The organism is Methylorubrum aminovorans, assembly GCF_022179725.1.
Classification (GTDB): domain Bacteria; phylum Pseudomonadota; class Alphaproteobacteria; order Rhizobiales; family Beijerinckiaceae; genus Methylobacterium; species Methylobacterium aminovorans.
The window spans coordinates 52,054-76,680 of the sequence record NZ_BPRC01000011.1 but is presented as its reverse complement, the minus strand read 5'-3'; the positions used below and the strand labels follow the sequence as shown (position 1 = coordinate 76,680).

The following is a 24,627-nucleotide window of genomic DNA, read 5'->3' as shown; positions in this document are numbered from 1 at the left end:
GGGCCGCGGGGCGCCCGTCAAGCGTCGAGGTGTTCCGGGATCGAGGCGGTGGGATAGAGGCGTTCTTGGAGGTTGTGCACGATCCCAGCCGTGACGCCCCAGATCAGGTGCTCCGCGAAGGGGATGGCATAGAAGTAGCGCGTCCGGCCCTTCCATTCCGCCGAACGGACGAGATGCCGCGCCGGGTCCATCAGGAAGGCGAGCGGCACCTCGAACACGGCGGCCACCTCCGCCGGGTTCGGGATGAGAACGGCCTCATGCGCCACGAGGCCGACTACCGGCATCACGAGGAAGCCCGTGCCCGAGAGATAGGGATCGAGATAGCCGAGCGGACGCACCGCCTCGCTCTCCAGGCCGATCTCCTCCCGCGCCTCGCGCAGAGCGGTGTCGATCGGCGAGGTGTCCTCGGGATCGACCTTGCCGCCGGGGAAGGCGACTTGGCCGGAATGGTCGCGCAGATGCGCGGCCCGTTTCGTAAACAGCAGCGTCACGCCGTCCGGGCGGTCGATCACCGGCACCAGTACGGCGGCCGGCCGGTGCGGCGTGGCGGGCGCGACAGCAAAGCCCTCCGGCTGGAGGTCGTGGTCGCCGCGCGGGTTCGACAGCGGCACGCCCGGCCCCGGCGGCACGTGGCTCAGGCGGGTCTCCGCCCGCGCGAGGAAGCCGTCGAGGCCGAACGCATCCGGGGACGCACCCTCCGCGGACCTCGCTTCCGAAGATCCCGCTTCCAATGGCCCCGCCGCTTCGTCCAGCCTCATGCGGCCTCGCCGGCGGGGGCGATGCGGTGGAAATGGCCGCCGGCCCAGAGGCCGAACCACGCCTGCCCGTCGATCTCGCGCTCCTCGCCCATCTCCACGAGATCGTAGGTCAGGGGGCGGCTCACCAAGGCCCAGAGGTCGCGGCGGACATGGAGATAGGGCTTGAGCCCGTCCCCCCCGTCGGCGAAGCGGATCGGGTGGTCGGCATCGGCCGGCACGAGGTCGTCCACGTTGGTGCGGAAGGCGATGCGGCGGCCCTCGCCCTCGCCCTCCACCGCCATCTCGACGGCGGCGAAGGGCGCGTCGTCGACCTGAATGCGCACCCGCTCGACGGGGGTCACGAGCACGGTCGAGCCGTCCGGCTCCTTGCGCAGGATCGAGGCGAAGAGCTTCACGAGCTTCGGCCGGCGGATCGGCGAGCCGTTGTGGAACCACGTCCCGTCGGCCGCGATGCGGATGTCGATCGCGCCGCAATGCTCCGGGTTCCAGCGCTCCACCGGCGGCAGGCCGCGTTGGCCGACCTCGCCGAGGGCGGCGCTGAGGCGGGCCAAAGCCGGATCGTCGGAGGGAGGCTGGGTCATGACTTGTCGCCGGGCTTGTCCCGCAGAACCTTCCAGATTCCCGTCACCGCCGCCAGCGGCCGGCCGCCGCTGGTCAGCGTGCCGCGCACGAAGACGAGGGAGGCGGTCTTGCGCACGATCTCCGGCACGGTCTCGATCAGGTCGCCGATCTGCGCCGCGCCGACGAACTGGCTCGACATCTCGATGGTGACGGCCCGCGCGCCCTCGCAGGCGTCCCGCACGACGATGCTGAGCGCCCGGTCGGCGAAGGTCAGCAGCATGCCGCCATGGACGATGCCGACGAGGTTGCCGTGCCGCTCGTCGGTACGGAAGGCAAATTCCTTCCGACCGCCGGCCGTGCGGTGATAGACCGGCCCGACATGAGCGATGAAGCCGGGATCGGTGAAGGCCTCCCACCCCTTCGGAAAGGCCGCGCGCTCCTCGTCCGTCATCCGATCTTGCCTCCCCGAACTGCGGAGGTCTCGTCCCCCCGCGATGCACGATGTCGCGGGCGTCCTGCCCGCCGCGCCTGGACCGCCCATATAGTGCCGAACTGCCGCGCGGCAGCGCCGCGCTTGCGTTCGGCCGGCGTTCGGCGCCAGACTCAGGCACTTTCGGGCCACCGCGCCCGGTCATCGCAAGGTTCACTTCATGGCACAGGGCGCCGGACCGGCCAGCACGACGAGCCTCGACGACGGGATCGTCGCCACCGCCGAGACCTGCCTCGCCGCGATTCATGAGGCGCGGGAGGCGATCCACGGAGTCATCTTCGGCCAGGAGAAGATCGTCGATCTGGCCCTGGTCACGATCCTGGCCGGCGGCCACGGCCTGCTCGTCGGCCTCCCCGGTCTGGCCAAGACCAAGCTGGTCGAGACGCTCGGCACCGTGCTCGGGCTCGATGCGCGGCGGGTGCAGTTCACGCCCGACCTAATGCCCTCCGACATTCTCGGCACCGAGATTCTCGAGGAGGATGCCGAGCGCCGCCGCTCGTTCCGCTTCGTCAAGGGGCCGGTCTTTACCCAGCTCCTGATGGCCGACGAGATCAACCGCGCCAGCCCGCGCACCCAATCGGCCCTGCTTCAGGCGATGCAGGAGCATTTCGTCTCGGTGGCGGGCGAGCGCCACGACCTGCCGCGCCCCTTCCACGTGCTGGCGACGCAGAACCCGATCGAGCAGGAGGGCACTTATCCGCTGCCCGAGGCGCAGCTCGACCGTTTCCTGTTGGAAATCGACGTCGGCTATCCCGACCGCGCCGCCGAGCGCCGCATCCTGATCGAGACCACCGGCGTCGAGGATGCGCGGGCCAAGACCGTGATGAACACCGAGCAACTGCTCACGGCGCAGCGCCTCGTGCGGCGCCTGCCGGTGGGCGATGCCGTGGTCGACGCGATCCTCGACCTCGTGCGTTCGGCCCGTCCCGAGGGTGGTGATCCGGCCATCGCGAAAAAGCTGCTCTGGGGGCCCGGCCCCCGCGCCAGCCAGGCGCTGACGCTGGCCGTGCGCGCCCGCGCGCTGATCGAGGGCCGCGTCGCCCCTTCCGTCGCCGACGTGAAGGCGCTCGCCGAGCCGGTGCTCAAGCACCGCATGGCGGTGACATTCGCCGCGCGCGCCGACGGCGAGACGGTGACCGGCCTGATCGGCCAGCTCGCCGCCAAGCTCTGAGTTCCGCGCGGATGGCCTCCACCCGGCTCGTCGAAGCCGAGAGCCGCCGCCCCGGCGGTGCGCAGACCGGCGGCGCGCTGGCGCTCGCCGAGGTGATGCCGCGGCTCGTGCTCGAGTCGCGCCGCGTCTCGGGCACCCTGGCGCACGGCCTGCACGGGCGGCGCCGCGCCGGGCCGGGCGAGAGCTTCTGGCAGTTCCGCCCCTTCGTCACCGGCGAGGCGGCGGCGCGCATCGATTGGCGCCGCTCCGCCCGCGACGACCGGCTCTACGTGCGCGAGCGCGAGTGGGAGGCTGCCCACAATATCTGGATCTGGATCGACCGCTCCGCCTCGATGGGCTTCGCCTCGGATCTCGCCCAGACCTCGAAGGTCGAGCGGGCCCTGGTGCTCGGGCTGGCGCTCGCCGACACATTCGTGGAGGGCGGCGAGCGCGTCGGCCTGCTCGGGCTCACCCGCGCCAGCGCCTCCCGCGGCATCGTCGAGACCCTGGCCCAGGCGCTGGTCAACGACCGGGCCGGGCTGAGCCAGGATCTGCCGCCGCACGCGAGCCCCGGCCGCGTCGACGAGGTCGTGCTGGTGAGCGATTTCCTGACTCCCCTCGACCGGGTACGCGAGGCGGTGCAGGCCAATTCCGTCCACGGCAACCGCGGCCACCTCGTGCTGGTGGTCGATCCGGTGGAGGAGAGCTTCCCCTTCACCGGCCAAGCCGTGCTGCACGATCCGGAAAGCGGTGCGAGCCTCGATATCGGTGAGGCCGGCGCCTGGGGCGAGGCCTACCGGAGCCGCATCGCGGCGCACCGCGACGGCCTGTCCGAGATCGCCCGGCAGCGGGGCTGGACGTTGACGATCCACCGCACCGACCGGCCGGCGAGCGAGGCAGCCCTGCGCGTCCTCACCCTCGTCGCCGCCGCGCGCGGGCTCGGCTGAAAGGCGAACCGTATTGCTCGGGATTCCGCTCACCTTCGCCGCTCCCCTCGCGCTGGCCGCCCTCGTCGCGCTGCCGGCGCTGTGGGTACTGCTGCGGGTCACGCCGCCGCGCCCGCGCCGCATCGCCTTCCCGCCGCTGGCGCTCGTCGCCGACCTGTTGCCGAAGCGCGAGACCCCGGCCCGCACCCCGCCCTGGCTCCTGCTCCTGCGCATCCTCGCCGCCGCCTGCCTGATTCTCGCGGTGGCGGGACCGGTGTGGAATCCCGGCGGCATCGGCGCCGCCGCGGGACGCAACCCCCTGCTCCTCATCCTCGACAACGGAGTCGTCGCCGCCCACGATTGGCGCGAGCGCCTGCGCGCGGCCACCGACGAGATCGAGGCCGCCGCCCGCGACGGGCGCCCGGTGGCCCTGGTGGCAAGCGCCGAGGCGCCCGCACCCTTCGAGGCGAAGGCCCCGGCCGCGGCCCTGGAGCGCCTGCGCGCGATCCAGCCGCGCCCACATCTCGGCGACCGTGACGCGCATCTGGCCTCGATCGGCACCTTCCTGGAGCGGATGCCCGGCGCCTCGATCGTATGGATCAGCGACGGCGTGCGCGGCGCGGGCAGCGGCGATTTCGCGACAGGGCTTGGCGAACTGGCGAGCCGTCACGGCAGCGCGGTGTCCGTATTGAAGGCCGAGCGCTCTCCGGCGCTGGCCCTCGAAGGCTCTCCCGTGCAGCCGGGTGAAAAACTTTCGGCCCAGGTGCTGCGGGCCGAAGCCAACGGCCGTGATACCGGGCTGGTGCGGGCCCTCGACCAGAAGGGCCTGCCGCTCGCCGAGAGCCGGTTCACGCTCCCGCCCGAGGCGCGGGAGACGAGCGTCAGCTTCGACCTGCCGGTGGAGCTGCGCAACGCCATCGCCCGCCTGGAAATCGAGGGCGAGCGCTCGGCCGGCGCCGTGGTGCTGATGGACGAGCGCGGCAAGCGCCGCCGGGTCGGGCTCGTCTTCGGCGGCACGCTCGATCAAGCCCAGCCGCTGCTGGCGCCGACCTACTACCTCGCCAAGGCGCTCACCCCCTTCGCCGACGTGCAGCAGCCCCGCGCCGGTCAGGGCACGGCGGAGTCCATCGGCCAGATGCTCGACAATCAGGTCTCGGTGCTGGCGCTCGCCGATGTCGGCGCGCTCGACGACCGCACGCTGGCGCGGGTCGAGCAATTCGTGGACGAGGGCGGGCTGCTCCTGCGCTTCGCCGGGCCGCGGCTCGCCGCCGGCAACGACCCGCTGGTGCCGGTGCGCCTGCGCCGGGGTGGGCGTTCGCTCGGCGGCACCCTCTCCTGGGACCGGCCGAAGACGCTGGCGGCCTTCGCCCCCGAGAGCCCCTTCGCCGGCCTCAACCCGCCCGCCGATATCGGCGTGCGCCGCCAGATCCTGGCCGAGCCCGACGGCGATCTGCCGGGCAAGACCTGGGCGGCGCTCCAGGACGGCACGCCGATCGTCACGGCCGGCAAGCGCGGGCAGGGACTCGTGGTGCTGTTTCATGTCACCGCCGACACCACGTGGTCGAACCTGCCGCTCTCAGGGCTCTTCGTGGACATGCTGCGCCGGGTCGTCGGGCTGGCCGGCCCCTCGGCCAAGCTCGGCGAGGGCGACGGGCGGCAGGCGAAGGCCGCGCTGCTTGCCCCGCGCCTGACCCTCGACGGCTTCGGCGCGCTCGGCTCACCCCCGGCGAGCGCCACCGCGGTGCCCGCCGACTTCGCCGACCGCGCCGGCCCCGAGCACCCGCCGGGCTTCTACGGCACGGCGGAGGGCGGCATCGCCGTCAACGCGCTGGTGCCGGGCGATCGGCTCGAACCTCTCGACCTCACCGGCCTGAAGGGGGCACGGATGGGCTCGCTCGCGGGCGCCGAGACGCTCGACCTGCGCGCGCTGCTGTTCAGCCTCGCGCTGGCGCTGCTCGCCCTCGACACCCTGGCCGGCCTCTGGCTCGGCGGCTTTTTTCGCAGTTTCGGCCGAGGTTCGCCCGGGAAGGCGGCGCCGGCCGCCCTGCTTCTGCCGGCGCTGGTCGGCCTCGCGCTGGCCTGCACTCCCTTGCCGGTGCGGGCGCAGGAGCCGGCCGCCAACCGGCCGAACGGCATCGAATCGGCGCTCGCCACGCGGCTCGCCTTCGTCGTCACGGGCGACGCCGCGACCGATGCCGCAAGTCGCGCCGGCCTATCGGGCCTGAGCCAGATGCTGGCCGCCCGCACCGCCCTGGAGCCGGGCGAGCCCGCCGGCCTGAACCTGGAGAAGGACGAACTCGCCTTCTACCCGCTGATCTACTGGCCGATCGTCGCCGGGCGTCCGCAGCCGAGCGAGGCGGCGATCCGCAAGATCGACGCCTTCATGAGGAACGGCGGCACGGTGATCTTCGACACCCGTGACGCCCAGACCGCCCGCCCCGGCGGCCCGCCGACCCCGGAGACGGCGTATCTGCGCAAGATGCTCGCGACCCTCGAAGTGCCGGAACTCGAGCCCGTGCCGCAGGACCACGTGCTGACCAAGGCCTTCTACCTCGTCGATGCCTTCCCCGGCCGCTATGGCACTGGCCAGACCTGGGTCGAGACGATTCCTCCCGCTGGCGAGGGCGGCGAGCGCCGCCCGGCGCGCGCCGGCGACGGCGTCACCCCGATCATCATCACCGGCAACGACCTCGCTGCCGCCTGGGCGCTCGGCCGCAACGGCGAGCCGCTCTACCCCGTGAACGGCGATCAGCGGCAGCGCGAGATGGCGTTCCGCGGCGGCATCAACATCGTGATCTACACGCTGACCGGAAACTACAAGGCCGACCAGGTCCACGTGCCGGCCCTGCTGGAGCGGTTGGGACAGTGATGGCTGCGCGCCGATTCCTTCGTGTTTTCCCCTCTCCCCGCGTGCGGGCAGAGGGGGTTTCCGCCATTGCAACAGGAGGCCCTAGCCCATGCTGAGCCTCAGCTTCACCCCCCTCATCCCCTGGCCGGTGCTCGCCGCCTTCGGTGCGCTCGCCGCGATCCTCGCGGTCGTCGCCGTGCTCGCCCGCGGGCGCACGGCCCTACTGCGGGCGGTGGCCCTCGGCCTCGTCGTGCTCGCGCTGGCCAACCCCTCGCTGGTGCGCGAGGACCGCGACCCGGTGAAGGACGTCGCCGCCATCGTCGTCGACCGCTCCGGCTCGCAGAGCCTGGGTGATCGCCCGGCTATGACCGATGCGGTCAAGGCCGAGCTGGAACGCCGCTTCGGCACGCTCACGAACATCGAGCCCCGCTTCATCGAAGTCGGCGATGCGCAGGGCTCGGAGGGCGATGACGGCACCAAGCTGTTCACCGCGCTGACCCAGGCGCTCGCCGACGTGCCGCCGGAGCGGATCGCCGGCGTGGTGATGCTCACCGACGGCGTGGTCCACGACATCCCCGCCTCGCTCAGCGCCCTCGGGCTGAAGGCGCCGCTGCACGTCCTCGTCACCGGCCGCCCGGACGAGCGCGACCGTCAGATCAAGATGCTGGAGGCCCCCCGCTTCGGCATCGTCGGCAAGGACGTGACCTTGCGCGGCGAGGTGATGGAGCGCGGCGGCACCGGCACGGCGACCGTCACCGTGCGCCGCGACGGCGAGGCGATCGACCGGCAGAGCATCGCGACCGGCGTGCCGTTCTCGCTCACCACGCATATCGAGCATGGCGGCCCGAACGTGGTCGAGATCGAGGTCGAGCCGCTGCCCGGCGAGCTCACCACGGTGAACAACCGCGCGGTGCTCCCCATCGAGGGTATCCGCGAAAAACTCAGGGTGCTGCTGGTCTCCGGCGAGCCGCATCAGGGCGAGCGCACCTGGCGCAACCTGCTGAAGTCGGACGCCTCGGTCGATCTCGTCCACTTCACGATCCTGCGGCCGCCGGAGAAGCAGGACGGCACGCCGATCTCCGAACTCTCGCTGATCGCCTTCCCGACCCGCGAATTGTTCGTTCAGAAGATCAAGGATTTCGACCTCATCATCTTCGACCGCTACGCCAATCAGAGCGTGCTGCCGCAGGCCTATTTCGACAACATCGTCCGCTACGTCCGCGAGGGCGGCGCGCTGCTCATCGCCGCCGGGCCGGAATTCGCAGGCCCCGCCAGCCTCGCCCGCACCCGGCTCGCGACGATCCTGCCGGGCGATCCCTCGATGAAGGTGGTCGAGCAGCCGTTCAAGGCCGCGCTCACCGAGACCGGGCACCGCCACCCCGTCACCCGGGCGCTGCCGGGCTCGGAAGCCAACCCGCCGGCCTGGGGCGACTGGCTGCGCATCGTCTCGGCGCAGACCCGGCCGGGCGTTCAGCCGATCCTGTCCGGCGCCAACGGCCTGCCGCTCCTGGCGTTGTCCCGCGAGGACAAGGGCCGCGTCGCCCTGATGCTGTCGGATCAGGCCTGGCTCTGGGCCCGCGGCTACCAGCAGGGCGGACCCTATCTCGACCTGCTGCGCCGCCTCGCCCACTGGCTGATGAAGGAGCCGGCCCTCGAAGAGGAGGCGCTGCGCGCGCAGACCACGGGGCGCGGCCGCGAGATCCGCATCGAGCGCCAGACCATGGCCGAGGAGGCGGGCCCCGTCACGATCACCGGCCCGACCGGAAGGGAGCGGAGCCTCGACCTGACCAAGGCCGAGACCGGCCTGTTCACCGCGACCTTCGAGGCCGAGCAACTGGGGCTCCACACCATCCGCTCGGGCAACCTCGTCGCCTTCGTCAGCGTCGGCCCGGCCAACCCGCGCGAGCTCGCCGACGTGTTCAGCGACACCGAGCGCTTGAAGGGTGTCGCCGACGGCTCCGGCGGCACGATCCGCCGGGTGGCGGCGACGGGTGGCGGCCTCGACGTGCCGCGGCTCCAGATCACCCGCGGCGGCCGGCTCGGCGGCGCCGACTGGATCGGCTTCCGCCCGAGCGACAGCGCCACCGTGCGCGGCGTCGAGGTCTATCCCCTCGGCATCGGCCTGTGGGCACTGGTGGCGCTCGCCGCCGCCGTGCTGGCGATGTGGCTGGTGGAGGGGCGGCGCGGGCGCGCGGCCTGACCTGAGATGGCTCTGTCCGACCGGGCTTCACCTGTGTAAAGCCGGTCGGGCATGATCGAATCCCTCCCGTTCCTGGCCGGCGGCGGTGAAGCCGCCCGCATGATCGCCGAGCGCGACTGGACGGATCATCCTCTCGGGCCCCCGCAGACCTGGCCGGAATCACTGCGCACGGCGCTCAGCCTCATCCTCAACTCGCCCGAGAGCATGATCCTGGCCTGGGGGCCGGATCTGCACTTCTTCTTCAACGACACCTACTTCCCGCTGCTCGGCCCCCGCCTGTCCTGGGCCATGGGCGAGCGCTTCGACCGGGTCTGGGCGGATGGCTGGGACCAGGCCAAGCCGATCATCGACGACGCCTTCGCCGGAAAAAGCCGCCGCTTCGAGGACCTGCCGTGGAAGCTCGCCACCGACCGGGGCGAGGCCGAGACGTGGTGGAGCTTCTCCTACTCGCGGGTTCTCGACGGCGAGGGCCGCGTCGCCGGCCTGTTCATCTTCACCAACGAGACGACCAAGCGCGTCCGCACCGAGGCCCGGCAGCGGGAGAGCGAGGCGGCCCTGCGCCGCAGCGAATCCTTTCTCACGGCGACCCTGGAGGGGCTGCCCGTCGGCGTCATCATCGCCGATGCCGACGGGCGGATCGTGCGCGACAACCCCGCCAACCGCGAGCTCTGGGGCGTGCCGCCGGAGACCGCGAACTGGGAGGGCTACGGCGAGTGGGTCGGCTACTGGCCGGAGACGGGCCAACGCCTGAGCGCCGAGGAATGGGGCATGGCCCGCGCCCTCCTCAACGGCGAGACCGTGCGCGGCGAACTCGTGGAGATCGAGCGGTTCGACGGCGGCGGGCGGCGGCTCTTCCTCAACAACGCCGCGCCGATCCGCGATCGCGCGGGCGCCATCGTCGGCGGCGTGGTGGCCGAACTCGACGTGACCGAGCGGGTCGAGGTCGAGCGGCGGCTGCGGGAGAGCGAGGCGCTTGCCCGCGTCAACGCCGAGCGGGTCCAGCTCGCGCTCTCGGCCGGCGCCATCGTCGGCACGTGGCTCTGGGATCTGACGACCGACCGCTTCACCGTGGACGAGGCCTTCGCCCGCGCCTTCGGCCTCGATCCGGCGCTCGGCCGCGAGGGCCTGAGCCTCGCCCAGGTGGTCGAGACGGTCCATCCCGACGACAAGGCGGCGCTAGCGGAGGCGATCAACGCCGCCATCGCACGCGGCGGCGCCTACGCCCACCAGTACCGGGTGCGGCGGGCCGACGGGCGCTATTACTGGATCGAGGCCAACGGCCGGGTCGATCATGGCCCCGACGGCACGCCGCTGAGCTTCCCCGGCGTCCTCATCGACGTGGAGGAGCGCCGCGCCGTGGCGGAGGAGCGCGACCGGGCGATCGTGCTCCTGCGCCGGCTCAACGAGACGCTGGAGGAGCAGGTCGCGGCGCGCACCGCCGAGCGCGACCAGATCTGGCAGGCGTCGAGCGACCTTCTGGCCGTGGCCGATTTCGAGGGCCGCTTCGTCAGCCTCAACCCGGCCTGGAGCGCCACGCTGGGCTGGAGCGAGGCCGAGCTGAAGGCCGTCCCCTTTCTCGACTTCATCCACCCCGACGATCGGGAGCGGACGCGTGAGGCCGCCGCCGCCCTCGCCCGCGGCGAGATGCAGCTCGGCTTCGAGAACCGCTACCGCGCCCGCGACGGCGGCTACCGCTGGTTCTCCTGGAACACCGTGCCGCGCCAGGGCCTCATCTACGCCTCGGTGCGCGACGTGACCGCGATCCGGGAGCAGGCCCGTGCCCTGGCCGAGGCCGAGGAGGCCCTGCGCCAGAGCCAGAAGATGGAGGCGGTGGGCCAGCTCACCGGCGGGCTCGCCCACGACTTCAACAACCTGCTCGCCGGCATCTCGGGCAGCCTGGAGCTGATGCAGACCCGCATTGCCCAAGGGCGGCTCAAGGATGTCGATCGCTACATGGGCGCCGCCCAGGGAGCGGCCAAGCGCGCCGCCGCGCTTACACATCGCCTGCTCGCCTTCTCACGGCGCCAGACCCTCGACCCGCGGCCGACCGACGTGAACCGGCTGGTGATGGGGATGGAGGATCTGATCCGCCGCACGGTCGGCCCTACCATCACCATCGACGTCGTCGGCGCGGCCGGGCTCTGGCCCTCCCTGGTCGATCCGCCGCAACTCGAGAACGCGCTCCTGAACCTCTGCATCAACGCCCGCGACGCGATGCCGGAGGGGGGGCGCATCACCATCGAGACCGCCAACACGTGGCTCGATCCGCGCGCCGCGCGTCAGCACGAGGTAATGCCCGGCCCCTATCTCTCGCTGTGCGTGACCGATACCGGCACCGGCATGAGCCCGGACGTCCGGGCCAAGGCGTTCGACCCGTTCTTCACGACGAAGCCCACCGGGCAGGGCACCGGGCTCGGACTGTCGATGATCTACGGCTTCGCCAAGCAGACCGGCGGGCAGGTGCGGATCTTCTCGGAGGTCGGCCAGGGCACGACGGTCTGCATCTATCTCCCCCGCTTCCACGGCGAGGCCGAGTCGCCGGACGCGCTCGGCGCCCTGGTCGACGCGCCCCGCGCCGAGCGGGGTGAGACGGTGCTCGTGGTCGATGACGAGCCGACGGTGCGGATGCTGGTGACCGAGGTTCTGGAGGATCTCGGCTACACCGCGATCGAGGCGGCCGACAGCGCCTCGGGCCTCCAGGTGCTGCAATCGGACGTGCGCATCGACCTGCTCATCTCCGATGTCGGGCTCCCCGGCGGCATGAACGGCCGCCAGATGGCCGATGCCGCCCGCGTCACCCGCCCCGATCTCAAGGTGCTGTTCATCACCGGCTACGCCGAGAACGCGGCGGTGGGCAACGGCCAGCTCGAACCGGGCATGGCGGTGCTGACCAAGCCGTTCGTGGTCGAAACGCTCGGCCTGCGCATCCGCGAGATCATCTCACGCGGGTAGGGATGCCGCGCGCGACGGGCCGGCGCCTCACGCCTCCTCCTGCGCAGTCTCGAAGCGCGCAACGAGGCGCTTGGGTGCCACCGCCCGCCAGCGGCGCAGGAGGAAGGGCCGGAGCCGCTCCGGCTCCAGGGCCGCCAGCCGGGCGAGGACGATCGCGTGCCCCTCGTAATGGGGCGTGATGTGGAAGGTCTCGGGATCGGCGGCGATCAGCATGTCGCTCTCGTCCGGCGGGACTTCGAGGAGGACGAGACTGTCGTCCTCGGTCCGCAGGCGCGTCACGAGCGTGCCGCGGACTTTGAGCGCCGGCGTGCCGTAGGAGGTCGCGGCCTCCATCTCCGGCAGCACCAAGCCGACGGCGAGGACGTCGTTCCAGTTCATGCGCGGATCATCGCGGATCGAGACCGGGAACGGAAGACGCGAGCGGCGTCAGGCGAGCCACCCCAGGCGCCGCCCGAGCCACAGCGTCCCGGCGGCGCCGGCGAACATCGCGAGGCCGAACACCCAGCCCGAGACGGCGCCGGCCATGATGCCCGACAGCAGCGTGCCGACGCTGCAGCCGAGCCCCGTCATCGCGCCCCAGCCCAGCAGCATCCCGCCGCTCAGCCCGCGCACGACCTGACCCCGCGTCGGCAGGGCGGGCCGGAACTGGCCGGCGACGAGGGCGGCGGCCAGCGCGGCGAGTACGAGACCGCCGATGAACAGGCCGTTGGGCGTGAGCAGCGCATCGCGCACGGCGGTGGCGCAGCCGCGGAAGGTGTCGAGCCCCTCCAGCCGGTCCGGCAGCAGGCCGAGCGCGCCCGCCGCCTGCCGGGAGCGACCGCCGATCTCCGCGGTGACGCCGAGGGGGCCGACCCGCAGATAGGCGAGCGTCCCGAGCGCCCCGACCGCGAGGCCCCCGAGCCAGACCGGCCAGCGGGCCACGAACACCGCGTGGAAGGGATCGCGCCGGGTCGGCGCCTCCGGCTCGGGCAGCCGGCGCAGCAGCGGCCAGGCCAGGGCGGCGAGCAGGGCCAGCGTGAGCGCGAGGCTGAAGCCGTAGCCGAGATGGCGCGGCAGCCACAGCACGGGCGCCTCGGAGAGGCTGGCGAGATAGAGCGGATTCCAGCTCGCGAAGCCGAGGGCGAAGCCGAGCCCGGTGCCGAGCAGCGCGAAGGGCGCCGTCGGCGAGCCCTCGCCGAGGCGGTAGAGATGGGCGCTGATGCAGGAGCCCGAGACCGCCATACCGGCGCCGAAGGCAAGCCCGGCCAGAGCGAGCACAGGCCCGACCGGGCCGATATGCGCGTCCGGCGGCAGGCGCGTGCCCGAAGGGTCCGGCATCCAGGCGCCGAGCACCACGGCGTAGCCCGCCGCGCCGGCCGCGAGCGCCGCCAGGATGCCGAGCATTCCCCGCGGGTCGCCCACGACCAGGTAATCGCGCCACTGGCAGTAGAAGCAGAAGCGGCTGCGCTGGAGCACAAGGCCGAACAGCGCGCCGAAGACGAGGGACAGGGCCAGCCGCGTGCCGCCGGGCTCGCCCGAGAGGCGCCAGGACGCCGCCGCGAGCCCGGCAGCGATGAGCGCGGCAACGGCTTCCCGAACGGGAAGAGCGCGCCCGGCTCCGGACGCGCTCACGCTTTGGGGTGGGAGAGGCAGCGCCTCTCCCGCGGGTCCGGCGCTCACTTGCCGCCCCAGACGGTGCCGGCGAGGTTGACCACCGGCACGCCCACCGCGTTGCCGTACTCGGTCCACGAACCGTCATAGTTGCGCGCGTCGTAGCCGAGGATGCGGCTCAGGACGAACCAGGAGTGACTCGAACGCTCGCCGATGCGGCAGGAGGTGATGATCGGCTTTGAACCATCGATGCCGGCCGCCGCGTAGAGCGCCTTCAGCTCCTCCTTGGACTTGAGCGTGCCGTCCGGGTTCACCGCTTTGGCCCAGGGGATGTTGACCGAGCCGGGGATGTGGCCCGCACGGATCGCCAGTTCCTGCACGCCGGCGGGCGCGATGACCTTGCCGCTGAACTCGTCGGGCGAGCGGATGTCGAGGATCTGCTCGTCGCGCTCCCGCTTGGCCACCGCCAGCACGTCGGCGAAGCGCGCCCGCAGCTTGCCCGAGGGCGCCTGCGCCGTGAAGATCGAGGGGGCGACCTCGGTGTTGCGCGTGTCGAAGGGACGCTTCTCGGCCTCCCACTTCTTGCGCCCGCCGTCGAGCAGCTTGACGTTGTCGGTCAGGCCATACTGGGCGAGCACCCAGGCGCCCCAGGCGGCGAACCAGTTGTTGTTGTCGCCGTAGAGCACCACGGTCGTGTCCCGGTCGATGCCGAGGCGACGGGCGAGTGCGGTGAACTTCTCCGGGCCGGCGATGTCGCGGCTCACCGTCTCGACGAGGTCGGTGTGCCAGGCGACGTTCTGAGCGCCGGGGATGTGGCCGCGCTCGAACACGCCCGGCTCGACGCTGACCTCGACGATCCGCAGGTTCTTGGCATCGAGGTTCTTCTCCAGCCACTCGGTCGAGACGAGGGGGCTGTCCTGCGCGGCGCCCGGCTTGGTGGTGTTGTCCCTGGCCGCCGTCTCCGGCGCGGCGGACAGGCCTGTCGATGCGAGAAGGCCCGCGGCAATCGTGAGCAGGAAGACGGATTTGCGCAGCACGGGACAAGCTCCGGAATGGGCAGCCGAGGTCGTTCGGAGCCGCGTGGGCTCCGGGAGGACGGGTTCGGGAGGGTTGGGGCCGTCCGTCCTCGTTGATCGCCCGCCGCAGATCAGTCCCGTTCGGGAGGCTGTTGCCGGATGCGTGCAGTCGAGGCCGGACCGCACATCAATGTCGCCGTGACGAGCGCGCCGGGTCAACGGAATAATCATCCGTTTATTTCGTGCGGCCCGAGAGATCGCTCCCGCAGGGCCTGCTCGAAGATGAAGGATTATCTTGAGCTTCCGAACGTGGTGCTGATTTCGGTCGCAGGCCGTGCCGTATGAGCGATGCTGACGGAGGCCGACGGCGCCGAGTGTTATGCTCGGGCTTGCCGTGCGGCGTGGGGTTCGAAGTCCGGCCTGCACGGGACAGGCGCGGACGCCATCGCGCGGCCACCGGCTTGACCGGGCAAGCTGGACTGTTTCAATGCGCCGGTTCTCGCCCATTCTGACGGGCGGACGATGGTGCGGGTATGAGGCGGCAGATGGCGACGACAGTTCGGCGACTCGCACTCCCGCTCGCTTTGGGCGTCAGCCTCTTCGTCTCGGGCTGCACCGGCTTCGGCTACATCTCCCAGACCTACGTCAGCCAAGTGCCGCAGGTCGTCACCATCGGCTGCAACGAGCCCTACGAGATCTACGACAACCGCCAGCGCCGCCGGGTTCTGGTGGTCTCGAACGCCCTGCGCGAGGCCACGGGCTGCGACGTCGGCAGCCTCGGCGCCGGCCGTCCGCCCGCCGAGACCCGCGCCGCGCGCTTCCGCACGGCGGCGCGCACCTATCTCGACGAGACCGTGCGCGAGGATTGCAAGATCACCGGCGAGACGGTGTTCAGCGACCTGCAGACCGAGTTCGCCTACGCCTGCGATGCGCCGGTGGAGCCGCGCGGCACGGTGGTGCCCCGCCTGCCCGGACGGCGCACGCAGCGCTGAACCGGATCAGCGGTCGGGCTCGACGAAGGTCCGCTCGGTCGCATCGCCCGCCGCAGCCAGCAGCGCCCGGGCGAAGGCCCGTGCCTCGCCGCGGTCGAGGCGGATCACCGCGGTGACGGGGCGGCCGCCGAGATCGGGCAGGCCAAGTTCCAGGCGCACGCCCTCGCCCTCCGGCGTGGCGGACAGGCTCCAGCCCGCCTCGCGGCCCGTCCGCTCGCCGCGCCTGTCGCCTCTTCGGTCGCCCTGGCCGGGCTCGCTCATCGAATCGGTCCTTCCGGTTTCGTGCGATCCTGGCACGGGCAATTCTACAGCGGAGATTCTACTTGGGCGATTTTCCGGTCGCAGACCAGGGGCGTCGCTTCAGCGGGACATTCGGCGCGGGAAGCGACGGTCGCGGTCCCGCCGAGACCCGCCAAGGAGAGCCGCCGAGGCAGGCCGCCGATGCGCCTGCAGGCGATTGACGCGCGTGGCCGGGGATGGTGTCTGCGCGCCGACCGCCCGCCGGGCGCGACCTCACACCATCATGGGATGACCGACATGTCCGAGATCTGGTTCCGTACCGGCGAGGCGACCGTGCTCGCGGCCGAAGGACAGTTCACCGACGCGATGCCGGAGGTGCTGATCGGCTCCACCCGCGGGCCCGTGGGCCACGGTTTCGCGAGCATGCTGGGGCAGGTGCAGGGCCACACCCGCATGTTCGTGGTGCGCGACCTCAACCAGCTCGTGCGCCCCGCCACGATCATGACCACCAAGGTCACGATCCATACGGCCGAGTACGCCGAGCTTCTCGGCGGCGTGGTCCAGGCGGCCACGGCTGATGCGATCGTCGATTGCGTGATCGAGGGCATCCTGCCGAAGGACGGGCTCGACGAGCTGTGCATGATCATCACGATCTGGCTCGACGAGCGCTGCGGCAAGGACGAGAACCTCGACCGCAAGGATCTCTACCGCACCAACTACGAGGCGACGAAGCTCGCCATCGCCCGCGCCATGAAGGGCGAGCCGACGATCGACGAGCTGATCGCCAACCGCAAGACGGTGAAGCACTACGCGCTCGAAGACATCATCGAGTATTGATTCTTTGTCGGTGAGGGGCGCGGCTCAGGCCGCGTCCCGCTCAAGGCGATACGGTCTCGCCAGGGCGGCGATCGGCAGCCGCCACGCCTTCCGCGATCCGCCGGATCTGCTCCAGGCTGAGCGGACGCTTGCGGTTCAGGATCATGGAGGCCTGCGAGCGGGCGCCGAGAAGCCCGGCCAGCTCGGCCTGCGACCGCCCCATCTCGCCGATGGCGAAGTGAAGGATCTCGACGGGATCGCTCTCCGGCGCCAGAGGCTGTGCCCGCTTATAGGCGCCCGCCAGCGTGACCAAGACATCGAGCTTGCCGCCCTCCGGTGTTCCCACAGGGCCCCGGAGCCGGCGGATTTCTCGTAACGCCTCGGTCAGGTCGACACCCGTGCGGATCGGGCGGATCTCCATGGCAGGCTTTCAAGGTCTCTACTGAATTAGCGTGCCCCTAAGACCTGGCCGCTTTCGACCCTAAGCTGCCCTCCCTACGTTATCAGGAAACCGTACTTCAGGCGTGTGCATCAGGCCCTTGAAGGCCTGAGCTGAGTCGGGACTGGGCTTGCGGATAGACTGCGTGCTACGGCTGAGCGTCATTTCGCAGGGCCGGAAAGTCGCAGCCTGATTATGCATTCGGCGCCTAACGTTCAGCAGTGATGTATCTATGCAGGCGATGCGTAATTTTATGCAACTTAAACGAAAGTTAAGATTCGACTGGGCATTCCAGCGATCTCTTGAGTATGCCGTCGAGACGCAACACCATGATCAACGCATCCCGGCTCGGGATCCGGCTGCCTGCAACGACAATCGGTCTTGCCCTTATCAGCGCTGCGGCCATGGGCGGCTTCAGTTGGTCGTCCGCTAAGTCCGGCCTCATTGAGGCGGCAGGTGCGCGCCTTGAACTGGCAGCTGCGGCCCGGCGCGACGGCATCGAACTGGTAGCGGACCGCATGCAGGCCGATTTCCTGGCCGCAGCTGGACACCCCCAAATCGTCTCGAACTTCCCTGATCTCATCGAGAACCTCGACCCAGCCAAGCCCGACTTCACCGGGATCGTCGAGGCTTTCCGATCGCCAGCAACCGTCGAGGCGCGGGTTGCACTCGACAGCACACCGACAACAGCAATGTACGGGCGCCGTCACGCCAAGGTGCAGGAGGTGGCCCGCCGAATCGTGGCCGAGCCGGGTTATGCGGACCTGATATTCCTCGATGAGAGTGGCCGCATCGTCTATACGACGACCAAAGGCGAAGACTTTGCCAAGTCGCTCGATGATCCGAACATCAAGGAAACCGGCCTCGCTCGTCTCGTCGAACGTCTGAAGGGGCAGGATCCGGCGGCAACGACCTTCGAGGATTTTGCGTCATACCCGGTCGGCACGGGTCCCTCGGCCTTCATCGGCCGCGCGATGACCAAGCGCGCCAACGTCGCCATGGGCACGGCACAGGCCGCGGAGCGGATCGGCTTCGTCGCGCTGCGCGTCACCCCGGCGCTGTTCGATCGGACGCTGACGAAGCGTGCAGGGCTCGGTGAGACCGGGCAGATCTTGGCGACCGGCACAGATGGGCGCCTACGCTCAAACCCACCGCTCAACCCCAGTGTGAAGGCTGGCGCGCCTATATCGGACCTCGGCTTGAGAGCAGCCCAACTTGTGGGCGGCAGTTTCACCTACCCGGGCGCCGATGGCACTCACATGGCAGCGAGCGCCACCGTGTCGGTGCTCGGCGCGCCCTGGACGGTCGTGGCCGAGCAGGCGGAGGCCGAGGCAATCGGTGCCGTACAGACCCTGTCGCGGACACTTGCCTTCATCGCACTGGCGGTACTTGTCGGCACGGCTATCCTCGGCCTGCTGTTCGCCCGGTCGATCGTCACACCTCTTGATGCGCTCACCCGGGCTCTAAAGGCACTCGCGGCCCGGCAGGCGCTGGCAGAGGTTCCCGGCAGCCGGCGCTCCGACGAGATCGGCGACATCGCCCGAGCAGTGGTGACAATCCGAGACATGTCACTGGAAGAAGCTGCCGAGCAACTCAAGACCACGGAGGCCGCGCGTTTGCGTGAGGAGCAGGCTCGCCGCTCCTTGCTGCGCGACCTCGCGGACAGGTTTGAGCGCTCCGTTGGGGGCATCGTCACCAGCGTCGCACAAGCGGTCGCAGACTTGCAGGGCTCGGCTGCCACGATGCAAAACGCGGTTGCCGGAACGGCACAGCGTTCGACCAGTGTGGCTGGCGCAGCGCATCAGACAGCCGACAACGTCAATGCCGTGGCGGCCGCGGCGGAGGAACTCGGCGCGACCGTCGAGGAAATCGGCCGCCAAGTAGAGCAGGCCGCCGGGATGTCGGCTTCTGCCGTGCAGGCAGCCTCGTGCACCGAGGAGACGATGGCGGCTCTTGCCCAGGCGGCGACCCGCATTGGGGACGTCGTTGGTCTAGTCTCGAACATTGCGAGTCAGACCAACCTGCTTGCCCTCAATGCCACGATCGAGGCGGCGCGTGCGGGTGAGGCCGGACGCGGCTTCGCGGTTGTTGCTGCGGAGGTGAAGGAGTTGGCGAGCCAAACGACCCGTGCGACCGACGAGATCGGCCAGCAAGTCGCTGCGATCCAGGCAGCGACCACGGGCGCTGCTAAGGCAATCCAGGATATCGCCCGCCAGATCCAGTCCATGAGCGGCGTGACCACGAACATCGCGACCGCGATTGAGGAGCAGGGTGTAACGACGCAGGAGATCGTGCGAAGCATGGCTCAGGCCTCGGCTGGCACCTCGGAGGTGACCACGAACATCGCCGAGGTCGCGCAGGAGGCTGAGGGCGCCGGGCATGCCGCTCAAGCCGTTGCATCGGCCGCCAAAGGCCTGGCAGGGCAATCCAATGCGCTACGCGTCGAAATGGAGCAGTTTCTCGCGAACGTCCGCGCAGCCTAGTTCAGGCAAAGGCTTGGCGCACTACAGAAATCTGCAACTATTGTCATAGTTGCAGATCAAATAGATTATTCAAAAACCTGGGAATCAATGCGCGAAGAATAGGCGACCGCTTTTCGCCAAAATGTCCTGGCCAGCTGGCAGGGCTGCTTTCCACCCTTAGCAGCCCTGCAACGTCGATCTGATACTGTTTCCGCTTAAAGAGTTCGGCCTTGCATTGACCTCAGTCTCCGAGGCGCCGCAGGCGAACTCGGAATCCACGACTGGCCTCGCAGGGGACGGGCCTCCCGCATCACGGGCGGATCCCGGGGTCCGCTGCGCGGTCCCGGATGACGGGGGATAGCCATACCGAAGGGATCAACCGGATTTGGTATGATTGGCTTTGGCCTAGAATCGCGTGCAACCTTAGAACTCGATCCCCTCCTGCGCCTTCACGCCCGCCGAAAAGTGGTGCTTCACGCTGCCCATCTCGGTGACGAGGTCGGCGGCCTCGATCAGGGCCGGCTTGGCGTTGCGGCCGGTGACGACGACGTGGAGGTCGGGGCGCCGGGCGGCGAGGTCGGCGAGCACCGCGTCGAGATCGAGGTAATCGTAGCGGAGCGCAATGTTCAGCTCGTCGAGGACGAGAAGGCGGATGCTGCCATCCGCCATCAGCGCCTTCGCCGTGTCCCAGGCGTTGCGGCAGGCGGCGATGTCACGGGCCTTGTCCTGCGTCTCCCAGGTGAAGCCCTCGCCGAGCGCGTGCCACGCGATTTGATCGCCGAACCGTTTGAGCGCGCGGGCCTCGCCCGTGTCCCACGCGCCCTTGATGAACTGCACGACGCCGACGCGGTGCCCGCGCCCGAGCATCCGCAGCACGAGGCCGAGGGCGGCCGTCGTCTTGCCCTTGCCGGGGCCGGTATGGACGATCAGCAAGCCCTTCTCGATCTTTTTGGAGGCGACCTCGGCGTCCTGCACCGCCTTGCGCTTGGCCATCTTTTCGCGGTGACGCGTGTCGTCTTCGGTCATCTAAGGAGTCTCGCGTGAGGGTTTGACCGTCAGGGGCAGGCCGGCAACCGTGAGGACGACGCGGTCGGCCTCGCGCGCCAACCGCTGGTGCAGCCGCCCGGCCGCATCGCGGAAACGGCGGGCGAGCGCGTTCTCCGGCACGATGCCGAGGCCGACCTCGCTGGCAACGAGTACAAGCGGACCCGCCGCCGCGGCGCAGGCCCGCGCCAGCGCCTCGGTCGCGGCATCGAGATCGGCCTCGGCCAGCAGCAGGTTGGTGAGCCAGAGCGTGAGGCAATCGACCAGCACCGGTCCGGTCGCGGCGGCCACCGCCTCCGGCAGGGCCAGAGGTACGTCGAGGGTGTGCCAGGAATCTGAGCGCCGAGCCCGGTGCTCGCCGATCCGGGCGCGCATCTCGTCGTCCCAGGCCTGGGCCGTGGCGATGTAGAGCCAGGGGGCGGGGCAGGCCTCGATCAGCCGCTCGGCATAGGCGCTCTTGCCCGAGCGCGCGCCGCCGAGCACCAGCGTCATCCGGTCGGGCGCCGCATCCGTCATGGCCGCCGGTTTGCACCGAGCCTGCCCGTTCACGCAATGGCGCTTTGCAAGGCCCGCCGCTCCGCGTTACAAGCGGCGAGTGACGGTGCCCCGGCAACGGGGTGAAAAGGGAATGTGGTGAGAGGTTTCGCCAAAACCTCGATTCCGCGGCTGCCCCCGCAACTGTAAGCGGCGAGTTCCTGCCACGAGCCACCGGGTAATCCGGGAAGGCGGCAGGCGCGAGACCAGCCGCGAGCCAGGAGACCTGCCGTCCGACGATTTTTGTTCTCGAACGCCGCCGGTGGGGCGGCCGGAGCCCGTGACCCGATGACGACTGCGACCCTTCAGACCCAGGCCACCGCCCGCTCGGCCGAGGGCGCCCGCGCGCTCCTCGTCGCGGCCTTCCTCGGCCTCGGTCTCGTCTTCGTGGCGGGCTTCGCCCCGGCCAGCGTGCTGCACAACGCGGCGCACGATTTCCGCCACGCGCAGAACTTCCCCTGCCACTGATCCGCGTTCCAGCGGCTTCAAGCCCTTCCATGATCACCCGATTGCTGTCGGCGGCGCTCGTCGCCGGCTTCCTCGCGTCCGTCGTCGCGACGGGCCTGCAGCTCGCGCTGACCTCCCCGCTGATCCTCCAGGCGGAGACCTACGAGGGTGAGGGCGCACACGCCGCCCTCGCGCCTTCCCATGATTCCGCACCCTTCGCGTCCCTGATCGTCCCGGCCCACGCGCCCTCGCAGCATGCTCATGGCGGGGGCGGCCAGGATCACGGCCATGCCCATGGCAAGGCCGACGAGTGGCAGCCCGCGCCGGGCCTGCAGCGCATGGCCTTCACCGGCCTCGCGACGCTGGTCGGCGGCGTCGGCTACGCGCTGCTGCTCGCGGCGGTGATGCTGGCGCTGCGCCGCGAGCCGACGCCGCAGAGCGGGCTCGTCGTCGGCGTGGCGGGCTTCCTCGCGGTGGCGCTCGCCCCCGCCATCGGCCTGCCGCCGGAACTGCCGGGCATGGGCGCCGCGCCGCTCTTGCTGCGCCAATCGTGGTGGCTGATGACGGTGATCGCCACCGGGCTCGGCCTTTATCTGATCGCCGTGCGGCGGGTGCCGCTGACGATCTTAGGTGGCCTCGTCCTCATCGTCGCGCCGCACCTCGCCGGGGCGCCGCAATCGGTCGACACGGTCTCGTCGCAGGTGCCCCCGGCCGCGGCGGCGCAGTTCGCCGCGCGTTCGCTCGCCATCGGCTTCGTGTTCTGGGCGGTAATCGGGCTTGCTTACGGCTGGGCCTGGAGGCTGTTCGGCCGTGAGGCGGGCGCCCGCGCCCATGCTTGATCCCGATACCGCGACCCTTTCCGTCTGCATCACCTGCCGCGCGGCGGGTGACACGTCCGAGCCGCGCGCCGGAGCCAGGCTTCTGGCCGCGCTGCGGGCGGAAGCCGAACGCGAGCCGGTGCCGGGCCTGACGATCGAGGGAGCCGAGTGCCTCTCGGTCTGCAAGCGGCCCTGCACCGTGGCGGTCGTCTCACCGAACCGCTGGACCTACGTCTACGGCGATTTCGACGCCCTGGAAGATCCCGAGGCGTCCGCCCGCACGCTGCTCACGGGCCTGCGCCGCTACCTCGAGACGCCCGACGGCGTCGTGCCCTGGCGCGAGCGCCCGGAGGCGTTCCGCAAGGGCGTCGTCGCCCGCATCCCGCCGCTGAACCGGACGTCCTGACCCATGAGCCTCGTCGACAAGATCCCCTGCACCATCGTCACCGGCTTCCTCGGGGCCGGCAAGACGACGCTCGTGCGCCACACCGTGGAGAATGCGGGCGGGCGCCGGCTCGCGATCATCGTCAACGAGTTCGGCGATCTCGGCTTCGACGGCTCGTTCCTCGCCGCCTGCGGCATCGAGGGCTGCAACGAGGATTCGGTGGTGGAGCTGCCCAACGGCTGCATCTGCTGCACCGTGGCCGACGACTTCGTGCCGGCGCTGACCAAGCTTCTCGACCGGCCCGAGCCACCGGAGCACATCCTGATCGAGACCTCCGGCCTCGCGCTCCCCAAGCCCCTGGTCCAGGCCTTCCAGTGGCCGGCGATCCGCTCGCGGGTGACCGTGGACGGCGTGATCGCGGTGGTGGACGGCCCGGCGGTCGCCTCGGGGCTGTTCGCCGAGGACCCCGATGCGCTGGCCAATCAGCGCGCGGCGGACCAATCGGTCGATCACGACAATCCGCTGGAGGAGGTGTTCGAGGACCAGATCCTCTGCGCCGACCTCGTGGTGCTCAACAAGGCCGACCTGCTGGATGAGGCTGGCCAGCAGAAGGTGCGTGCCGAGATCGAGGCGCACCTGCCGCGCGCCGTCGAGATCGTCGCGACCGAGCACGGCCGTCTCGATCCGCGGGTGCTGCTCGGCATCGCGGCGGCGGCGGAAGACGACCTCGACGCCCGCCCCTCGCATCACGGTGAAGGCGAGGACCACGACCACGACGACTTCGAGTCGGTCGCGATCCCGGTCGGTATCGCCGGCAGCCCGGAAGACCTGTCCGCCCGCGTGGAAAAGGCGGCCGAGACCGAGGGCGTGCTGCGGATCAAGGGCTTTGCGGAAGTGAAGGGCAAGCCGATGCGCCTCGTGGTGCAGGGTGTCGGCCGGCGCGTCGCCGCCCATTACGACCGCCCCTGGAAGGGCGCGGAGCCCCGCGACGGACGCCTCGTCGTCATCGGCCTGAAAGGGTTCGATCAGGACGCGGTCGCCGCCGCTCTGCGCGGATGAGCCGGGGCGTGGCCGCAAGCCGGCTGCCGCGCGGGCTCTGGCTCGCGGTTCCTGTCTTCGCCCTGCTCGCCGGCTGTTCCGACAGCCGGCGCGAGGCGGACGGGGAGATGCGGATGGCCCAGGCTCCTGCGCCCGCGCCCTTCGTCTCCGCCGCGCGTGAGGGGAGCGCGGCCAAGCTCGCCTACCGTCACGATCTCACCGTCGGGCTCGCGCCCGAGCGGGTGGCGCCGCATTTCGCTGCCGCACGCGACCGCTGCCTCAACGAGTCCGCGACCTGCACGCTGCTGAATTCCTCGATCCGGGACGGCAGCAGCACCCGCCCGCCACAGGCGCAGGTTCAGGTGCGGCTGCCGCATGCCGCGGTCGCTCCCTACGTCGCCTTCGTCACCGCGCCCCTGCCGGGCGAGGCGGCGGGCGACGTCGCCCTGATCGAGCAGGCGACCCGCGCCGAGGATCTGACCGCCTCGATTGCCGATACCGGCCGGCGGCTCGCCCAGCTCAACGATTACCGCGCCCGCCTGACGGCACTCGCCGAGAAGCCGGACAACCGCGCCGAGGATCTGATCAAGATCGCAGGCGAGTTGGCGCAGGTCCAGAGCCAGATCGAGGAGGCGGAAGGGACGCGCCGCACCCTCGATCAGCGGGTGGACACCGAGATCGTCACGGTGAACTTCCGCGCCAGTCAGGCGCGGGCCGGCGCCTTCGCCCCGGTGCAGGAGGTCTGGACCCGCGCCGGCCCGATCCTCGGCGAGAGCGCGGCCACTGCCCTTCGCTTCACCGTCGCGAGCCTGCCCTGGCTGCCGATTGTCCTTTTTGCCGCCTTGCTCCTCCGGCTGGTCTGGCGCATCCGGCGCAAGCGGGCCCATCCGGCTCGCGTCCCGTTGGAGCCGTGAGGGCGCC

General features: G+C 70.6%; 23 protein-coding genes and 1 riboswitch. Of the genes, 13 read left to right on the top strand and 10 right to left on the bottom strand.

Features of this window, described 5'->3' with window-relative positions; genetic code table 11:
* Window positions 1-17 precede the first annotated feature (17 nt).
* The 3 genes from MFF24_RS16135 to MFF24_RS16125 are packed head-to-tail and all read right to left on the bottom strand — an operon-like array spanning window position 18 to window position 1,770.
* Entirely contained in the window at window positions 18-758 is a 741-nt protein-coding gene (locus MFF24_RS16135) for a CoA pyrophosphatase (protein ID WP_238225578.1), read from the bottom strand.
* Window positions 755-1,339 carry a DUF1285 domain-containing protein gene (locus MFF24_RS16130; protein WP_238225575.1) on the bottom strand — a complete coding sequence of 195 codons (585 nt, stop codon included), beginning with the start codon at window positions 1,337-1,339 and terminating at the stop codon, window positions 755-757. The genes MFF24_RS16135 and MFF24_RS16130 overlap by 4 nt, the downstream gene beginning before the upstream one ends.
* Window positions 1,336-1,770, bottom strand: a complete 435-nt coding sequence (locus MFF24_RS16125) for a PaaI family thioesterase (RefSeq protein ID WP_238225573.1) — start codon at window positions 1,768-1,770, stop codon at window positions 1,336-1,338. Before MFF24_RS16125 ends, MFF24_RS16130 begins: the two co-directional genes overlap by 4 nt.
* Before the next feature lie 199 nt (window positions 1,771-1,969).
* Here MFF24_RS16125 and MFF24_RS16120 point away from each other — a divergent pair, with 199 nt between their 5' ends.
* The 5 genes from MFF24_RS16120 to MFF24_RS16100 all read left to right on the top strand — a co-directional run bounded on the left by MFF24_RS16120 (window position 1,970) and on the right by MFF24_RS16100 (window position 11,885).
* Complete coding sequence (locus MFF24_RS16120; RefSeq protein ID WP_238225571.1) at window positions 1,970-2,980, top strand: AAA family ATPase; 1,011 nt, start codon at window positions 1,970-1,972, stop codon at window positions 2,978-2,980.
* 11 nt (window positions 2,981-2,991) lie between these two features.
* The gene (locus tag MFF24_RS16115; RefSeq protein WP_238225569.1) at window positions 2,992-3,906 is read left to right on the top strand and encodes a DUF58 domain-containing protein; all 915 of its coding nucleotides are present in this window, start codon (window positions 2,992-2,994) and stop codon (window positions 3,904-3,906) included.
* A gap of 13 nt (window positions 3,907-3,919) precedes the next feature.
* A complete protein-coding gene (locus MFF24_RS16110) occupies window positions 3,920-6,754 on the top strand; it encodes a DUF4159 domain-containing protein (RefSeq protein ID WP_238225567.1) in 2,835 nt (944 codons plus the stop codon).
* A gap of 88 nt (window positions 6,755-6,842) precedes the next feature.
* Window positions 6,843-8,933: a hypothetical protein gene (locus tag MFF24_RS16105; RefSeq protein ID WP_238225565.1), complete on the top strand. Its 2,091-nt coding sequence runs from the start codon at window positions 6,843-6,845 to the stop codon at window positions 8,931-8,933.
* 51 nt (window positions 8,934-8,984) lie between these two features.
* A complete protein-coding gene (locus MFF24_RS16100; RefSeq protein WP_238225563.1) occupies window positions 8,985-11,885 on the top strand; it encodes a PAS domain S-box protein in 2,901 nt (966 codons plus the stop codon).
* Window positions 11,886-11,912: 27 nt separating this feature from the next.
* On the opposite strand, the gene MFF24_RS16095 is transcribed toward MFF24_RS16100, so the two are convergent.
* The 3 genes from MFF24_RS16095 to MFF24_RS16085 are packed head-to-tail and all read right to left on the bottom strand — an operon-like array spanning window position 11,913 to window position 14,452.
* Complete coding sequence (locus MFF24_RS16095; protein WP_238225560.1) at window positions 11,913-12,263, bottom strand: MmcQ/YjbR family DNA-binding protein; 351 nt, start codon at window positions 12,261-12,263, stop codon at window positions 11,913-11,915.
* Window positions 12,264-12,311: 48 nt separating this feature from the next.
* A complete protein-coding gene (locus MFF24_RS16090) occupies window positions 12,312-13,496 on the bottom strand; it encodes a YeeE/YedE family protein (RefSeq protein ID WP_238225558.1) in 1,185 nt (394 codons plus the stop codon).
* 44 nt (window positions 13,497-13,540) lie between these two features.
* On the bottom strand, window positions 13,541-14,452 hold the full coding sequence (locus tag MFF24_RS16085; RefSeq protein ID WP_373322703.1) for a sulfurtransferase: 912 nt from the start codon (window positions 14,450-14,452) through the stop codon (window positions 13,541-13,543).
* A gap of 584 nt (window positions 14,453-15,036) precedes the next feature.
* Between MFF24_RS16085 and MFF24_RS16080 the strand changes: the two genes are divergently transcribed.
* A complete protein-coding gene (locus MFF24_RS16080) occupies window positions 15,037-15,483 on the top strand; it encodes a hypothetical protein (protein WP_166058890.1) in 447 nt (148 codons plus the stop codon).
* A 6-nt stretch (window positions 15,484-15,489) separates the two neighbouring features.
* Here the strand turns inward: MFF24_RS16080 and MFF24_RS16075 are convergent, their stop codons facing one another.
* Complete coding sequence (locus MFF24_RS16075) at window positions 15,490-15,744, bottom strand: hypothetical protein (RefSeq protein WP_108939438.1); 255 nt, start codon at window positions 15,742-15,744, stop codon at window positions 15,490-15,492.
* Window positions 15,745-16,020: 276 nt separating this feature from the next.
* Here MFF24_RS16075 and fae point away from each other — a divergent pair, with 276 nt between their 5' ends.
* Complete coding sequence (gene fae, locus MFF24_RS16070) at window positions 16,021-16,560, top strand: formaldehyde-activating enzyme (RefSeq protein ID WP_108942851.1); 540 nt, start codon at window positions 16,021-16,023, stop codon at window positions 16,558-16,560.
* 40 nt (window positions 16,561-16,600) lie between these two features.
* On the opposite strand, the gene MFF24_RS16065 is transcribed toward fae, so the two are convergent.
* On the bottom strand, window positions 16,601-16,960 hold the full coding sequence (locus MFF24_RS16065; protein ID WP_238225556.1) for a helix-turn-helix domain-containing protein: 360 nt from the start codon (window positions 16,958-16,960) through the stop codon (window positions 16,601-16,603).
* A gap of 347 nt (window positions 16,961-17,307) precedes the next feature.
* Between MFF24_RS16065 and MFF24_RS16060 the strand changes: the two genes are divergently transcribed.
* On the top strand, window positions 17,308-19,461 hold the full coding sequence (locus MFF24_RS16060) for a methyl-accepting chemotaxis protein (RefSeq protein WP_238225553.1): 2,154 nt from the start codon (window positions 17,308-17,310) through the stop codon (window positions 19,459-19,461).
* Between the two features lie 402 nt (window positions 19,462-19,863).
* On the opposite strand, the gene cobO is transcribed toward MFF24_RS16060, so the two are convergent.
* The gene (gene cobO / locus MFF24_RS16055) at window positions 19,864-20,466 is read right to left on the bottom strand and encodes a cob(I)yrinic acid a,c-diamide adenosyltransferase (protein WP_238225552.1); all 603 of its coding nucleotides are present in this window, start codon (window positions 20,464-20,466) and stop codon (window positions 19,864-19,866) included.
* A complete protein-coding gene (gene cobU, locus MFF24_RS16050; RefSeq protein ID WP_207625295.1) occupies window positions 20,467-21,000 on the bottom strand; it encodes a bifunctional adenosylcobinamide kinase/adenosylcobinamide-phosphate guanylyltransferase in 534 nt (177 codons plus the stop codon).
* Window positions 21,001-21,066: 66 nt separating this feature from the next.
* A riboswitch (cobalamin riboswitch) is annotated at window positions 21,067-21,266 on the top strand.
* 40 nt (window positions 21,267-21,306) lie between these two features.
* Between cobU and MFF24_RS16045 the strand changes: the two genes are divergently transcribed.
* Genes MFF24_RS16045 through MFF24_RS16025 form a run of 5 tightly spaced genes read left to right on the top strand, consistent with a single transcriptional unit; the run spans window position 21,307 to window position 24,620 of the window.
* Complete coding sequence (locus MFF24_RS16045) at window positions 21,307-21,486, top strand: CbtB domain-containing protein (protein WP_108939436.1); 180 nt, start codon at window positions 21,307-21,309, stop codon at window positions 21,484-21,486.
* A 29-nt stretch (window positions 21,487-21,515) separates the two neighbouring features.
* Window positions 21,516-22,304, top strand: coding sequence for a CbtA family protein (locus MFF24_RS16040; RefSeq protein WP_238225550.1), 789 nt, complete (start codon window positions 21,516-21,518; stop codon window positions 22,302-22,304).
* Entirely contained in the window at window positions 22,297-22,689 is a 393-nt protein-coding gene (locus MFF24_RS16035) for a DUF1636 family protein (protein ID WP_238225548.1), read from the top strand. Before MFF24_RS16040 ends, MFF24_RS16035 begins: the two co-directional genes overlap by 8 nt.
* A 3-nt stretch (window positions 22,690-22,692) precedes the next feature.
* Entirely contained in the window at window positions 22,693-23,727 is a 1,035-nt protein-coding gene (gene cobW, locus MFF24_RS16030; protein ID WP_238225546.1) for a cobalamin biosynthesis protein CobW, read from the top strand.
* Entirely contained in the window at window positions 23,724-24,620 is an 897-nt protein-coding gene (locus tag MFF24_RS16025; RefSeq protein WP_308445602.1) for a DUF4349 domain-containing protein, read from the top strand. Before cobW ends, MFF24_RS16025 begins: the two co-directional genes overlap by 4 nt.
* The last annotated feature ends 7 nt before the right edge of the window (window positions 24,621-24,627 follow it).